Source organism: Enterococcus sp. C50, from assembly GCF_040887505.1.
GTDB lineage: Bacteria > Bacillota > Bacilli > Lactobacillales > Enterococcaceae > Enterococcus_B > Enterococcus_B thailandicus.
Genome location: NZ_JBFOFW010000005.1, coordinates 74,935 through 88,804 on the forward strand (window position 1 = coordinate 74,935; position 13,870 = coordinate 88,804).

General features: G+C 37.6%; 15 protein-coding genes. 12 read left to right on the top strand and 3 right to left on the bottom strand.

Annotation, left to right across the window (positions count from 1 at the left end):
- Window positions 1-13 precede the first annotated feature (13 nt).
- The 10 genes from deoC (at window position 14) to AB3I20_RS07940 (ending at window position 10,218) form a co-directional block, all read left to right on the top strand.
- Complete coding sequence (gene deoC, locus AB3I20_RS07895; protein WP_071868759.1) at window positions 14-676, top strand: deoxyribose-phosphate aldolase; 663 nt, start codon at window positions 14-16, stop codon at window positions 674-676.
- A gap of 1 nt (window position 677) precedes the next feature.
- The gene (locus tag AB3I20_RS07900) at window positions 678-1,079 is read left to right on the top strand and encodes a cytidine deaminase (RefSeq protein WP_368027152.1); all 402 of its coding nucleotides are present in this window, start codon (window positions 678-680) and stop codon (window positions 1,077-1,079) included.
- Between the two features lie 61 nt (window positions 1,080-1,140).
- Window positions 1,141-2,232, top strand: a complete 1,092-nt coding sequence (locus AB3I20_RS07905) for a BMP family protein (protein ID WP_067483707.1) — start codon at window positions 1,141-1,143, stop codon at window positions 2,230-2,232.
- 213 nt (window positions 2,233-2,445) lie between these two features.
- Complete coding sequence (locus AB3I20_RS07910; protein WP_270607867.1) at window positions 2,446-4,008, top strand: ABC transporter ATP-binding protein; 1,563 nt, start codon at window positions 2,446-2,448, stop codon at window positions 4,006-4,008.
- Window positions 4,001-5,134 carry an ABC transporter permease gene (locus AB3I20_RS07915; protein WP_067483573.1) on the top strand — a complete coding sequence of 378 codons (1,134 nt, stop codon included), beginning with the start codon at window positions 4,001-4,003 and terminating at the stop codon, window positions 5,132-5,134. The genes AB3I20_RS07910 and AB3I20_RS07915 overlap by 8 nt, the downstream gene beginning before the upstream one ends.
- A complete protein-coding gene (locus AB3I20_RS07920) occupies window positions 5,134-6,090 on the top strand; it encodes an ABC transporter permease (protein ID WP_067483571.1) in 957 nt (318 codons plus the stop codon). The genes AB3I20_RS07915 and AB3I20_RS07920 overlap by 1 nt, the downstream gene beginning before the upstream one ends.
- 102 nt (window positions 6,091-6,192) lie before the next feature.
- Complete coding sequence (deoB, locus tag AB3I20_RS07925; protein ID WP_067483569.1) at window positions 6,193-7,359, top strand: phosphopentomutase; 1,167 nt, start codon at window positions 6,193-6,195, stop codon at window positions 7,357-7,359.
- Window positions 7,360-7,393: 34 nt separating this feature from the next.
- A complete protein-coding gene (locus AB3I20_RS07930; RefSeq protein WP_067483566.1) occupies window positions 7,394-8,212 on the top strand; it encodes a purine-nucleoside phosphorylase in 819 nt (272 codons plus the stop codon).
- Window positions 8,213-8,250: 38 nt separating this feature from the next.
- On the top strand, window positions 8,251-8,958 hold the full coding sequence (deoD, locus tag AB3I20_RS07935) for a purine-nucleoside phosphorylase (protein WP_067483564.1): 708 nt from the start codon (window positions 8,251-8,253) through the stop codon (window positions 8,956-8,958).
- A 75-nt stretch (window positions 8,959-9,033) separates the two neighbouring features.
- A complete protein-coding gene (locus AB3I20_RS07940) occupies window positions 9,034-10,218 on the top strand; it encodes an iron-containing alcohol dehydrogenase (RefSeq protein WP_271026976.1) in 1,185 nt (394 codons plus the stop codon).
- A 58-nt stretch (window positions 10,219-10,276) separates the two neighbouring features.
- Here the strand turns inward: AB3I20_RS07940 and gpmA are convergent, their stop codons facing one another.
- The 3 genes from gpmA to rpiA form a co-directional block, all read right to left on the bottom strand.
- Window positions 10,277-10,963: a 2,3-diphosphoglycerate-dependent phosphoglycerate mutase gene (gene gpmA / locus AB3I20_RS07945; RefSeq protein WP_067483560.1), complete on the bottom strand. Its 687-nt coding sequence runs from the start codon at window positions 10,961-10,963 to the stop codon at window positions 10,277-10,279.
- A 156-nt stretch (window positions 10,964-11,119) separates the two neighbouring features.
- Window positions 11,120-11,701 (bottom strand): recombinase family protein, encoded by a 582-nt coding sequence (locus AB3I20_RS07950; RefSeq protein ID WP_067483558.1) that lies wholly within the window; start codon window positions 11,699-11,701, stop codon window positions 11,120-11,122.
- Window positions 11,702-11,818: 117 nt separating this feature from the next.
- Complete coding sequence (gene rpiA, locus AB3I20_RS07955) at window positions 11,819-12,508, bottom strand: ribose-5-phosphate isomerase RpiA (protein ID WP_270346035.1); 690 nt, start codon at window positions 12,506-12,508, stop codon at window positions 11,819-11,821.
- 310 nt (window positions 12,509-12,818) lie between these two features.
- Between rpiA and rpsL the strand changes: the two genes are divergently transcribed.
- The gene (gene rpsL, locus AB3I20_RS07960) at window positions 12,819-13,232 is read left to right on the top strand and encodes a 30S ribosomal protein S12 (RefSeq protein ID WP_002294318.1); all 414 of its coding nucleotides are present in this window, start codon (window positions 12,819-12,821) and stop codon (window positions 13,230-13,232) included.
- 92 nt (window positions 13,233-13,324) lie between these two features.
- Window positions 13,325-13,795: a 30S ribosomal protein S7 gene (rpsG, locus tag AB3I20_RS07965; RefSeq protein ID WP_067483554.1), complete on the top strand. Its 471-nt coding sequence runs from the start codon at window positions 13,325-13,327 to the stop codon at window positions 13,793-13,795.
- Window positions 13,796-13,870: the final 75 nt, after the last annotated feature.

A 13,870-nucleotide genomic window follows, 5' to 3' on the forward strand; every position in this document is an offset into this window, starting at 1 on the left:
AAGGAAGAAAAAAATGGAATTAAATCGAATGATTGACCACACAATTTTAAAGGCAGATGCGACAGAGGAAGATGTGTTACGCATCATTGAAGAAGCAAAAAAATATCATTTTTATTCTGTATGTATCAATCCAACTTGGGTTTCATTAGCAAAAGAACAGTTAAAAGGTGAACCTGTTGCAGTCTGTACAGTAATCGGCTTTCCTTTAGGAGCAAATACTTCTGCTGTTAAAGCCTATGAAACGACAGATGCAATCAATAATGGTGCTGACGAAGTGGATATGGTCATCAATATTGGTGCATTGAAATCAAAACAGTTCAATAAAGTTCAACAAGATATTGAGGCAGTAGTCGAAGCGGCAAAAGATCGCGCACTTGTTAAAGTAATTATTGAGACAGCACTGTTAACAAATGAAGAAATCGTCAAAGCTTGTGAACTTGCAAAAATTGCAGGAGCAGACTTTGTTAAGACATCGACTGGGTTTTCAACTGGTGGCGCTAAAGTAGAAGATATACGTTTAATGCGCGCAACTGTTGGTCCTGAAATGGGCGTGAAAGCTTCTGGTGGTATCCACAATGAAGAAGAAGCTGTAGCAATGGTTGAAGCAGGAGCAACACGAATTGGTACGAGTGCTGGAGTTGCTATTATCTCTGGCTCAGTTGGCGAAGGATACTAAAATGAGTGAAGTGGCAAAACAAGAATGGATTGATATTGCTGTAGCAGCATTGGAAAAAGCATATGTCCCATATTCACATTTCCCAGTTGGTGCGTGTTTAGTAACAGATACAGAAAAGACGTATCAAGGCGTAAATATTGAGAATGCTTCTTTTGGATTAACCAATTGTGCTGAACGAACAGCATTTTTTAAAGCTGTGTCAGAAGGCGAAAAACACTTTTCTCATTTGGTTATTGCTGGTCACACGCCAGAACCAATTTCACCATGTGGGGCTTGTCGACAAGTAATGGCAGAATTTTGCTCACCAGAAATGCCAGTCACGTTGGTTGGCGATGATGGTGTGACAAAGACAATGACGGTTAGAGAACTACTACCGTATGCATTCACAGAAAAAGATTTATAACCTATGTTCATTCAGTCAGCTGACTGTTGAAAAAACAATTATTTTAGGGGGCTTTACAGAAATGAAAAAAGCAAAATTATTTGGTTTGGGTGCCGTAGCATTAACAGCTGGATTACTTCTAACTGCATGTGGCAATGGCAATAGCGGAACAGATTCAACTGATGGTGGAAGTGGAAGCTCATCAGCAGGAACAACTGCAGCATTAATCACAGATACAGGCGGTGTCGACGACCGTTCATTCAACCAGTCAGCTTGGGAAGGTCTAGAAGCTTGGGGTAAAGAACACAAGCTTTCACGTGGAAACGATGGCTACCAGTATTTCCAATCTTCAAATGAATCAGATTATATTCCAAATATCGACCAAGCTTTAACAGCAGGATTCCAAACAATCTTTGGAATTGGGTATAAATTACAACCTGCCATTAAAGAACAAGCAACAAATAATCCTGAAACAAACTTTGTTATTATCGATGATGTTATTGATGGCTTAGACAACGTAGTTTCTGCAACATTTAAAGACAACGAAGCTTCTTACTTAGCAGGGATCGCTGCAGCTTACACAACTGAAACAAATGTTGTTGGTTTCATTGGCGGAGTAAAAGGTGAAGTTATCGACCGTTTTGATGCTGGGTTTACAGCCGGTGTTGAAGCAGGGGCGAAAGAATTAGGTAAAAAAATTGACGTGAAAAACCAATATGCTGGTGATTTCTCTGCACCAGACAAAGGTCGTTCAATTGCACAAGGTATGTACGCACAAAATGCAGACATTATCTTCCATGCTTCAGGCGGAACTGGTAATGGTGTATTCCAAGAAGCAAAATCATTAAATGAATCTGGCGACAAAAAAGTTTGGGTAATCGGTGTTGACCGTGACCAATCAGACGAAGGCGGCTACACATTAAACGGCGAAGATAAAAACTTCACATTAACATCTACACTTAAAGGTGTGGGCACTGTTGTTGAAGACTTAGCTCAAAAATCTGCAGATGGTGACTTCCCTGGTGGAGAACATACTGTTTATGGCTTGAAAGAAGACGGTGTTGGCTTAACAAAAGGTCAACTTTCTGATGAAGCACAAAAAGCAGTTGATGCTGCTAAAGAAAAAATCATTGCAGGCGATGTAAAAGTTCCTGAAGTTCCAGAAAGCAAATAATAATTTTTCTATAGCCTTGTTAGACAACTGTTTGACAGGGCTATGGTTCAATTTTAGTAGTTGTTTGTTTATTCAAGTGGTCAAAATTTGACTGTTTGAATAAGGGAACACCCCCTGAAGTGAATTTACTTCAATTTGCGAGGACGGATTTCCGATAGTCAGAAATCTTTACTCATCGTTGCCCTAGATAGAAATCGTTAGGATGTGAAAAATGTGGTTCAAGAAAATATTGTCATCGAAATGCGGAATATTACCAAGCAGTTTGGAACATTCAAAGCAAATGACAACATCAATTTGCAAGTAAAAGCTGGGGAGATCCATGCGTTACTTGGAGAAAACGGTGCTGGCAAGTCAACATTAATGAACGTTTTATCTGGCCTTTTAGAACCAACATCAGGAGAAATTTTGATGCATGGGAAAAAGGTTCAAATCACAAGCCCAACTAAAGCCAACCAATTAGGGATTGGAATGGTTCACCAACATTTTATGTTAGTTGATGCGTTCACTGTTACTGAAAACATAATTTTAGGTAGCGAGCCAAGTCGGATGGGAATTGTTGATCGCAAAAAAGCACGTGAAGAAATTCAAAAAGTATCAGAACAATATGGACTGTCAGTTAATCCAGATGCTTACGTTCGTGATATTTCTGTTGGAATGGAACAACGTGTCGAGATTTTAAAAACACTTTATCGTGGTGCAGATGTCTTGATTTTTGATGAACCAACAGCTGTTTTGACACCACAAGAAATTGATGAACTAATTTTGATTATGAAAGAATTAGTTAAAGAAGGTAAATCTATTATTTTGATTACCCATAAATTAGATGAGATTAAAGCCGTAGCTGATCGCTGTACAGTTATCAGACGAGGTCAAGGAATTGGAACTGTCAATGTAAAAGATGTTAGTTCACAGCAACTTGCTGATATGATGGTTGGCCGAACGGTTTCATTTAAAACGGATAAAAAAGAAGCTCGCCCTCAAGAAGTTGTCCTAGCGATTGAAGATTTAGTTGTAAATGAAAATCGTGGATTAGAAGCAGTAAAAAGCTTAAATCTAGAAGTTCGTGCAGGAGAAGTTTTAGGAATTGCAGGAATTGATGGCAATGGTCAATCTGAGTTGATTCAAGCATTAACTGGTTTGCGAAAAGTTGAAAGTGGAAGTATTCGCTTAAAGGGTGAAGAAATTAGTAATAAACGTCCAAGAAAAATTACGGAGTCTGGCGTCGGCCATGTCCCAGAAGATCGCCATAAATATGGTTTAGTTCTAGACATGACGTTATCTGAAAATATTGCTCTTCAAACATATTACCAATCTCCTTATAGCAAAGTTGGACTATTAAATTATTCAGTTATCAATGAACATGCGAGAGAATTGATTGATGAGTATGATGTTCGTACGACGAATGAATTAGTTCCAGCTAAGGCGCTATCTGGTGGGAATCAACAAAAAGCAATTATTGCACGCGAAATTGATCGCGACCCAGATTTATTGATTGTTGCGAATCCAACACGTGGACTAGATGTAGGAGCCATTGAATTTATCCATAAACGTTTGATCGAACAACGAGATAAGTTCAAAGCAGTATTGTTAGTTAGTTTCGAATTAGAAGAAATTTTAAATGTGTCTGATCGAATTGCTGTGCTTCACCAAGGTAAAATCGTTGGGGTTGTTGATCCAAAAGAAACATCTGAAAATGAATTAGGTCTATTAATGGCGGGCTATTCTTTAGAAGAAGCAAGAAAAGAGTTAGAAAAGGCGGGTGGCGCACATGAATGATCGTAGCGAAAAACTCCGTAATTTACTTGTACCTATTTTTTCAGTAATTTTAGGATTAATTTTAGGTGCATTATTAATGGCAGCTTTTGGATATAATCCAATTCAAGGATACTCTTCTATGTTGGAAGCTGCGCTAGGTTCACAACGAAGTATTGGTGAAACTTTACGACAAGCAACACCGCTCATTTTTACAGCGTTAGGATTTTCAGTGGCGAATTCAGCGGGTTTCTTTAATATCGGGCTTTCTGGACAAGCGCTATGTGGCTGGATTGTTAGTGTGTGGTTTGCGTTGGCCTTTCCAGATCTGCCGAAGGTGATTTTGCTTCCAGCTTGTGTCATCTTAGGTGCTTTGGCAGGGGCGATGGCTGCGGCAATTCCCGGATTATTACGCGCGTTCTTTGGAACCAGTGAAGTAATCGTCACAATTATGATGAATTATATTTTATTGTATTTAAGCACTTATGCTTTACATGATGTGATGCCAGAAAGTTATCGTTCAAGTTTAGACTCATCCAATTTAATTAGTCAAAATGCTTCATTAAGAGTTCCTTGGTTAACCCAAATGTTTGGCGGTTCTCGGGTAAACGCTGGTTTGTTCTTAGCTCTAATTGCTTTGTTCCTTGTGTGGTTACTTATGAAAAAGACAACTTTGGGATATGAAATTCGTTCAGTTGGTCTAAATCCTTTTGCGTCAGAATATGCAGGAATGAGTAGCAAACGAACAATTGTTTTATCAATGGTTATTTCTGGTACACTTGCAGGATTAGGGGGCGTTGTTGAAGGTTTGGGAACGTACCAAAACTTTTTTGTTCAAACAACTTCTTTAGCAATTGGCTTTGACGGAATGGCAGTATCTTTACTGGGCTCTGGTTCAGCAATTGGTGTGTTGTTGTCAGCAATTTTATTCAGTATTTTAAAAATCGGTGGTTTGGGAATGCAAACAGGTGCCGGTGTGCCATTTGAAATCGTGAATGTATCAATTGCATTGATTATCTTCTTTATTGGTATTAACTTCTTAATCCGTTTTATTATGGCAAAATTTTTCCAAGGTAAAAAACAAGTAGCTGTAGTTGAAACAATTGAATCTAAATCAACGCATCAAGATCAAGAAGGAGGGAATTTATAATGACAGCTGTAGAATTGATTGCTTTAATCCTTACGTCAACATTAGTTTATTCCACACCTTTGATTTTGACATCGTTAGGTGGAACATTTTCTGAACGAAGCGGAATCGTTAACGTTGGTTTAGAAGGAATTATGGTAATGGGCGCTTTCAGCTCAATCGTATTCAATTTAACGATGAGTCCATCTTTAGGCGCGATGACACCTTGGATTGCCATTCTAGTTGGTGGGATAGTTGGTGTTTTATTTTCATTACTTCATGCAGTGGCAACAGTTAGTCTTCGTGCAGACCACATTATTAGTGGTACGGTAATCAACTTGATGGCACCTGCGTTAGGTGTGTTCTTAGTTAAAGCGTGGTATGGAAAAGGACAAACAGATAATATCACACGAAACTTAGGTTATTTCTCATTTCCTGGGTTATCAAAAATTCCTGTGATTGGTCCAATTTTCTTTAAAAATACATTCTTACCAGCCTATTGTGCTATTTTAATTGCTGTAATTGCTTGGTTTGTCATTTTTAAAACAAGATTTGGTTTACGTCTGCGTTCTGTCGGAGAAAATCCACAAGCTGCAGATACTTTAGGCATCAATGTTTATGCGATGCGTTATTCAGGCGTTTTGCTTTCAGGTTTATTAGGCGGTATGGGTGGTGCAGTATTTGCTCAATCAATCTCAGGTAATTTCTCTGCGGGAACGATTGTTGGCCAAGGTTTCATTTCGATGGCAGCAATGATTTTTGGTAAGTGGAATCCTTTGGGTGTAATGGGTGCATCATTATTCTTTGGTTTTGCACAAAGTTTGAGTATTATAGGAGCACAGCTTCCAGTGATTTCTTCCATTCCACCAGTGTTATTACAAATTGCACCTTACTTGTTAACAATTATCGTCTTAGTTGTTTTCTTAGGACAAGCATCTGGTCCGAAAGCAAATGGGAAGAACTATATCAAATCCAAATAATTTTTAGTTAATAAAAAGGGTGGGACTATGGGAAGTGTTTCTTCGTCTCGCCTTTTTTGTTTAGTTTAAAGTAGAAAAGATGAAAAGAAAGAAGGAATCGAAATGTTTAAACGCGTACACTTAATTGTAATGGATTCAGTCGGAATTGGTGAAGCACCTGATGCAGACAAATTTAATGATGTTGGATCAGATACGCTAGGTCATATTGCAAAAGAAGCAGGTTTAACAATTCCTCACTTAGAAAACTTAGGCTTAGGTGCAATTCGCCCATTAGAAGGCGTAAAGACTGTAACAGATCATCAAGGCTATGCAACAAAATTAGAAGAAGTTTCTGTTGGTAAAGATACGATGACAGGTCACTGGGAAATTATGGGCTTGAATATCAAGACACCATTTCGGGTATTTCCCAATGGATTTCCTGATGAATTATTACAACAAATTGAAGAATTCTCTGGACGAAAAATTGTTTGTAACAAACCTTATAGCGGAACAGCTGTAATTGATGATTATGGTGAACATCAAATGAAGACAGGTGACTTGATTGTTTATACGTCTGCAGATCCTGTTTTGCAAATTGCTGCACATGAAGAAATTATTCCTTTGGAAGAGTTGTATCGTATTTGCCAATTTGTTCGTGATATTACGAAAGATGATCCATACATGATTGGAAGAATTATCGCACGTCCTTATATTGGAGAACCAGGAAACTTCACTCGAACAAGTAACCGTCATGACTATGCTCTTGATCCATTTGGACATACAGTTTTAGACTCATTAAAAGAAGCTGGTAAAGATGTGATTGCTGTTGGCAAAATTAATGACATCTTCAACGGCCAAGGAATCACTCAATCTGTCCGTACTAAAAGTAATATGGATGGTGTAGATCAACTATTAAATGTGATGAAGCAGGATTTCAACGGACTAAGCTTTACTAATTTAGTAGACTTTGATGCTTTATTTGGTCATCGTCGTGATGTTGTTGGTTACGCACATGCAATTGAAGAATTTGATTTACGCATTCCGGAGTTACTTGATGCAATGAATGATGATGATTTATTGTTGATCACAGCAGACCACGGAAATGATCCAACATTCCCAGGAACAGATCATACGCGTGAATATGTACCATTATTGGCTTATAGTAAAAAAATGAATGAACAAGGAAGCTTACCACAAGGGTACTATGCAGATATCTCAGCAACGATTGCTGAAAACTTTGAAGTACCAGCAACTGAAAATGGTGAAAGCTTCTTGAAATTGCTGAAATAATAGTTACTAAAAACCATAACTTAGGAGAAAAAGAATGAAAAAATTAAGCGAAATGTTACAAGAAACAACTCAATTCATCCTTGATCAAGGAGTAAAAGAAATTGAATTTGGTATGATTCTTGGCTCAGGTCTTGGTGAGTTGGCAGATGAAATTGAAGATGCAATTAAGATTCCATATGACAAAATTCCTTTCTTCCCAGTTTCAACAGTTGTTGGACATGCGGGACAACTAGTTTACGGTACATTATCAGGCAAAAAAGTCTTAGCAATGCAAGGACGTTTTCATTTTTATGAAGGGCATTCCATGCAAACAGTTACTTATCCAGTCCGAGTAATGGGCGCTCTTGGTGCACATTCAGTGATCGTAACAAATGCTTGCGGTGGCGTAAATGAATCTTTTGTACCAGGTGATTTGATGCTGATCAGTGATCATATTAATTTTACAGGCACTAATCCGTTGATTGGACCAAATGAAGATGAAATCGGCCCACGTTTCCCGGATATGAGTCAAGCTTACACACCTGCGTATCGAGAATCTGCAAAAGAAGTTGCTAACAAGTTAGGGTTAGACTTAAAAGAAGGTGTCTACATGGGTTATTCAGGTCCAACTTATGAAACGCCAGCAGAAATTAAAATGTCACGTGTCATGGGTGCTGATGCAGTCGGAATGTCGACTGTACCGGAAGTAATCGTTGCGGCACATGGTGGATTAAAGGTGTTGGGTATTTCTTGTATCACAAACTTAGCGGCAGGAATGCAAGCAAATTTAAACCACGAAGAAGTAGTGGAAACAACGGAACGTGTTAAACAATCATTTAAAGCTTTAGTGAAAGAAACCCTAGCAGTATTATAAAAAGAGTAGTAGTTGAAAATGAAGGAGAGATAAACTAAATGAGTGTTCATATCGAAGCAAAACAAGGCGAAATTGCTGATAAGATTTTACTTCCAGGAGACCCACTACGTGCAAAATATATTGCAGAAACTTTTTTAGAAAATCCGGTTTGTTATAATCAAGTTCGTGGAATGTTAGGTTATACAGGAGAATATAAAGGTGAGCGTGTTTCTGTACAAGGTACAGGGATGGGGATGCCTTCAGCGACTATTTATGCGCATGAACTAATTAATTCTTATGGCGTGAAAAAATTGATTCGCGTTGGGACTTGTGGTGCGTTATCAAAAGATGTTCATGTGAGAGATTTAGTGATTGCTCAAGGTGCAGCAACAAGTTCATCTATGATTGAAAAGAATTTTCATCAATTCCATTTTCCACCAATTGGTGATTTCGATTTACTATTAAAAGCTTACGAATTTGCTAAAGGAAAAGGGTACACGACTCATGTAGGAAATGTTTTGTCAGAAGATACCTTTTATAAAGATGATTTAACTGAAACACTAAAGCTAGCTGAACTTGGCGTTTTGGGTGTTGAGATGGAAGCTGCAGCACTTTACTATTTGGGTGCAAAATATAAAGTGCAAACGTTAGGAATTATGACAGTTAGTGATCATTTGATTACGGGAGAAGAAACAACGGCACAAGAACGTCAAACAACGTTTAATGAAATGATTGAAGTCGGTTTAGAGACAGCAATCGCAAAATAATTGTAGAAAAAGCTTGGAACGACTATTATTAATGTTGGTTCCAGGCTTTTTTAATAGGTAAGGAGGAAAAGAAAAATGGAAAACTTTCGCTTTGATGTAGCAACAGATATTCGTTTTGGTAAAGATCGTTGGGACGAATTACCAGAGGTCTTAAATCAGTTTGGAAAAAATATTTTACTTGTTTATGGTGGAGGAAGTATTAAAAAAAATGGTGTTTATCAAAATATTATGAGTCGTCTGCAAGAACATGATTTCAATGTGACAGAACTAAGTGGGGTAGAACCAAATCCTCGTATTGAAACAGTTAGAAAAGGGATTGCTCTTTGTCATGAAAATCAAATTGATGTAATTCTTCCAGTCGGCGGAGGTTCAACAATTGATTGCGCTAAAGTGATTGGTGCTGGCGTTTTCTATGAGGGAGATCCATGGGATTTAGTCATCAAAAAAGCAAACGTCGGGAAAGTATTACCATTAGTAACAGTTTTAACACTTGCGGCAACCGGAAGCGAAATGAATCGAGGAGCGGTCATTTCAAATCCCAAAACAAATCAAAAACTAGGTCTAGGTGGTTGGGAAATGTTACCCAAAGTTTCATTTCTTGATCCAACAACGACATTCACTGTACCAAAGAATCAAACGGCGGCAGGCTCAGCAGATATTTTCAGTCATCTAACTGAAAATTATTTTAAGCGGACCGCTGGAACAGATATTCAAGATTTCGTTGCAGAAGGAATTTTTAGAACAGTCATTAAAAATTGCCCAATTGCATTGAAGTATCCAGATGATTATGATGCACGAGCAAACTTAATGTGGGCTAGTACCTTAGCTCTAAATGGATTAACTGGTAATGGAAAGACGGGTGCGTGGTCCTGCCATCCAATTGAACATGAATTAAGTGCATTTTATGATATTACGCATGGCGTTGGCTTGGCTATTTTGACGCCACGCTGGATGAATTATGCATTGAATGAAGAAACTGAAGAAAAATTTGCACAATTTGCTCGTAACGTGTGGGGAATTCAAGAGTCAGTAAATCATCTTGCTGCAAAAGAAGGAATTCAAAAAACATATGATTACTTTAAAGCATGCGGCATACCTATGACTTTGCCTGAGGTAGGGATTGATGAAACCAAATTTTCTTTGATGGCAGAACAAGCTGTTAAGCACAGTCAAATTGCTACAGATGCGTATGTTCCATTGGATGAACAAGCAGTCGAAAAAATTTTGCGCGAGTGTTTGACAGAATCTAATTATTTATAAGTAAAAAAGGAGTGGCGATTTTATCGCCACTCCTTTTTTTGCTTATAATCAATGAAAATTATAAGTAGTATTTTTTAGCAACAGTTAGATCATCATTCAATTCATAAACAAGTGGTTGACCTGTTGGAATTTCAAGATCCATAATGTCTTCGTCAGAGATTCCTTCGATATGTTTTGCTAAAGCGCGTAATGAGTTACCATGTGCAGCTACTAAAACAGTTTTGTCGTCTAGTAATGCTGGAGCAATATGATCTTGCCAGAATGGTAAAGCACGTTCCAAAGTAACTTTTAAGTTTTCGCCACCAGGAATATCGCGTTTGTCTAACATAGCGTAACGACGTTCATTTGCAGCTGAACCTTCGTCAGTTTCGTCCAATAATGGAGGAAGAGTGTCGTAAGAACGGCGCCAAATATGAACTTGTTCATCACCATATTTTTCAGCAGTTTCTTTTTTGTTCAAGCCTTGTAATTTACCATAATGACGTTCGTTTAAGCGCCATGATTTTACTTGAGGTACCCAAAGTTGATCTGAGTATTCTAAGATAAGGTTACAAGTTTTGATGGCACGAGTTAAAACAGAAGTGTAAGCAATATCAAATTCGATTCCAGCTTCTTTGATTTTGCGTCCGCCTTCTTTTGCTTCTTCGATACCTTCTGGTGCTAAGTTTACATCAGCCCAACCAGTAAATTGGTTTAAAGCGTTCCATTCACTAAGACCGTGACGAGAAAAAACTAATTTTGGCATGTTGTGTGCTCCTTTTTAAAATGTATTTATTTCTGAAAATTTCAGTTCTTGTTTATTGTACAATTTTTTTGAAAAGATTTCCATTGAAAATGATAGAAGATTGAATTCAGATACACAAAAAAATAAGTAATCTTCGGAAAGATTACTTATTTTTAATTAATTATATAATTGCTCAATATCTTTTTCTGGAAGATTTATATATTTATAGCAAGTTCCAACTGAAACACCACATTTTGATGAAATAAATTGAATTGTTTCTTTCTTCTCATAATAAAGGCGACGAATTTTTTTGATGGTTTTGGCATCAATTTTAGGACGGCCGCCAATTTTCCCTTTTTTACGTGCTTCATTCAAGCCAATTAAAGTGCGTTCTTTAATCAATGAGCATTCCATCGTAGCTAGACCTTCCATTAATTGAAAGTAAACCTTGCCCATTGGTTTACGAGTATCGATTTCTTCAGCGATACTTACTAAATGGAGCCCACGATCGTTAAAAAGTTTTGTAAATTCCGTTAACTGTCTTGTTGATTTGCCAAGACGATGAAGTTGGCAAATGACAAGAGTATCTCCTTGTTGCATTTGTTCAATGACGGATTGTAATTTGATCATTGTCTCAGCATCTTTTGCTTCGTACGTTTCATGGAAAATTTCCTGACAACCAAAGGTAGATAGTTGTTCAACCTGAGTTGTTAAATCAACATCGTTTATGGTTGTGCGTGCATAACCAATAATTTTCATGATGATTCCTTTCTAGCGGTGAATTTTAAACAGAATACAATAGTAAAAATTTAGCATAAAGCCCACTAAAAAGATAGTATTTTAGTGGATTTTATCTAGAAGCTTTATCTGAAAATACTATGCTTTAGGGGCATGTGGTGTATCCAAAATTTTCACACCATTTTCGGATCCGACAACTACTTTTGAAACAAGATTCAAGAATAAGCCATGCTCAACAACACCAACGAGATTATCTAAGTAGTCAGCAAGTATTTCTGGTTGTTCAATAGTTTGAAGGTGTAAATCAATAATGAAATGACCACTATCAGTTTTAAGTGTTTCACCATCAGCTGTTTTTCGTAAAACTGGATGAAAATCTTTTGCTTCAAATAGACGTAATAGTTGTTGCGAACCATAAGGGATAACTTCAACAGGAAGAGGGAAATCACCAAGGTTTTCGACTAATTTTGATTCATCAACGATCCAAATCGTTTCTTTTGAATAAGTAGCAACGATTTTTTCGAATAGTAAGGCTGCACCTCCACCTTTAATCCCTTGGAAATCAGTACTAATTTCATCTGCGCCATCAATTGTTAAGTCAACCTCAACAACATCATCAATACTCTTTAATGGAATGCCAAGTTTCTCAGCTTGTTCTTTCGTAGCGTTTGATGTTGTTACACCTATGATATTTAAGCCTTCTTCTCGCATACGACGACCAAGTTCTTCTACCATATAGTAAGCAGTAGATCCTGTTCCAAGACCAACGATCATACCATCTTTGACAAATTTTGCGGCTTCGATACCAGCTTGTTGTTTTAGATTCATGTTTGCTTTTCCCCTTTTTTGAGTTTGAGCTTTCCTGCTTATTTTAGCGTTTATTTTAGTAAAAAGATACCTTTCTTTGGTACCAATTTGAATGATTTTCAAAAAAAATATGGAACAAGTTGACATGGGTTTTCATTCGTGCTATTCTAACGAAGGTGCTTTATCTACAGGTCTCTGTAAAGAGACGTGCTGACTGTTTATCAAAGCATATTTGATAAAGATGCAGACATTGCATTTATTTTTTATCGCAAAAAAAGAACCACCTGGATGTGTGGAACTAGATGCGAATGAGGGAAGGAGGAAACAAGGAATGCCTACAATTAACCAATTAGTACGTAAACCTCGTAAATCAAAGGTGGAAAAATCAAATTCACCTGCTTTGAACAAAGGATATAACAGCTTTAAGAAAACTCAAACTAACGTGAACTCTCCTCAAAAACGTGGGGTAGCAACTCGTGTGGGAACTATGACACCTAAAAAACCGAACTCAGCTTTGCGTAAATATGCTCGTGTTCGTTTGTCAAACTTGATTGAAGTTACTGCTTATATCCCAGGGATTGGTCATAATTTACAAGAACATAGCGTTGTATTATTACGCGGTGGACGTGTAAAAGACTTACCAGGGGTACGTTACCACATCGTTCGTGGTGCACTAGATACTGCTGGTGTTAACGATCGTAAACAAAGCCGTTCTAAATACGGTACTAAGAAACCTAAAGCTTAATTTTAATTAATTAGCCAAACAAACAATTAAACTTTACTTCTATATAAAAGGAGTAAATACTAAGAACTATATTTCGGAAGGAGGAGTTACGGATGCCACGTAAAGGTCCTGTTGCAAAACGTGATGTTTTACCAGATCCTATTTATAACTCAAAATTAGTAACTCGCTTAATCAACCGTGTAATGGTTGATGGAAAACGCGGGATTGCAGCTAACATTATCTATAATGCCTTTGATTTAATCAAAGAATCTACAGGTAACGATCCATTAGAAGTGTTTGAACAAGCAATGAAAAATGTAATGCCTGTTCTTGAAGTTAAAGCACGTCGTGTTGGGGGTTCAAACTATCAAGTACCAGTTGAAGTTCGCCCTGAACGTCGTACAACTCTAGGTCTTCGTTGGGTAGTAAACTACGCTCGCTTGCGCGGTGAACACACAATGGAAGAACGTCTAGCTAAAGAAATCATGGACGCTGCAAACAACACAGGTGCTTCTGTTAAAAAACGTGAAGACACTCATAAAATGGCAGATGCTAACCGTGCGTTTGCTCACTACCGCTGGTAAGATTCTCTCTGTTTGGTCGGCTTTGTGCCGACCTCAGAAGATATCCTTATTTTTAGCAACTAGATAGTAAAGAGA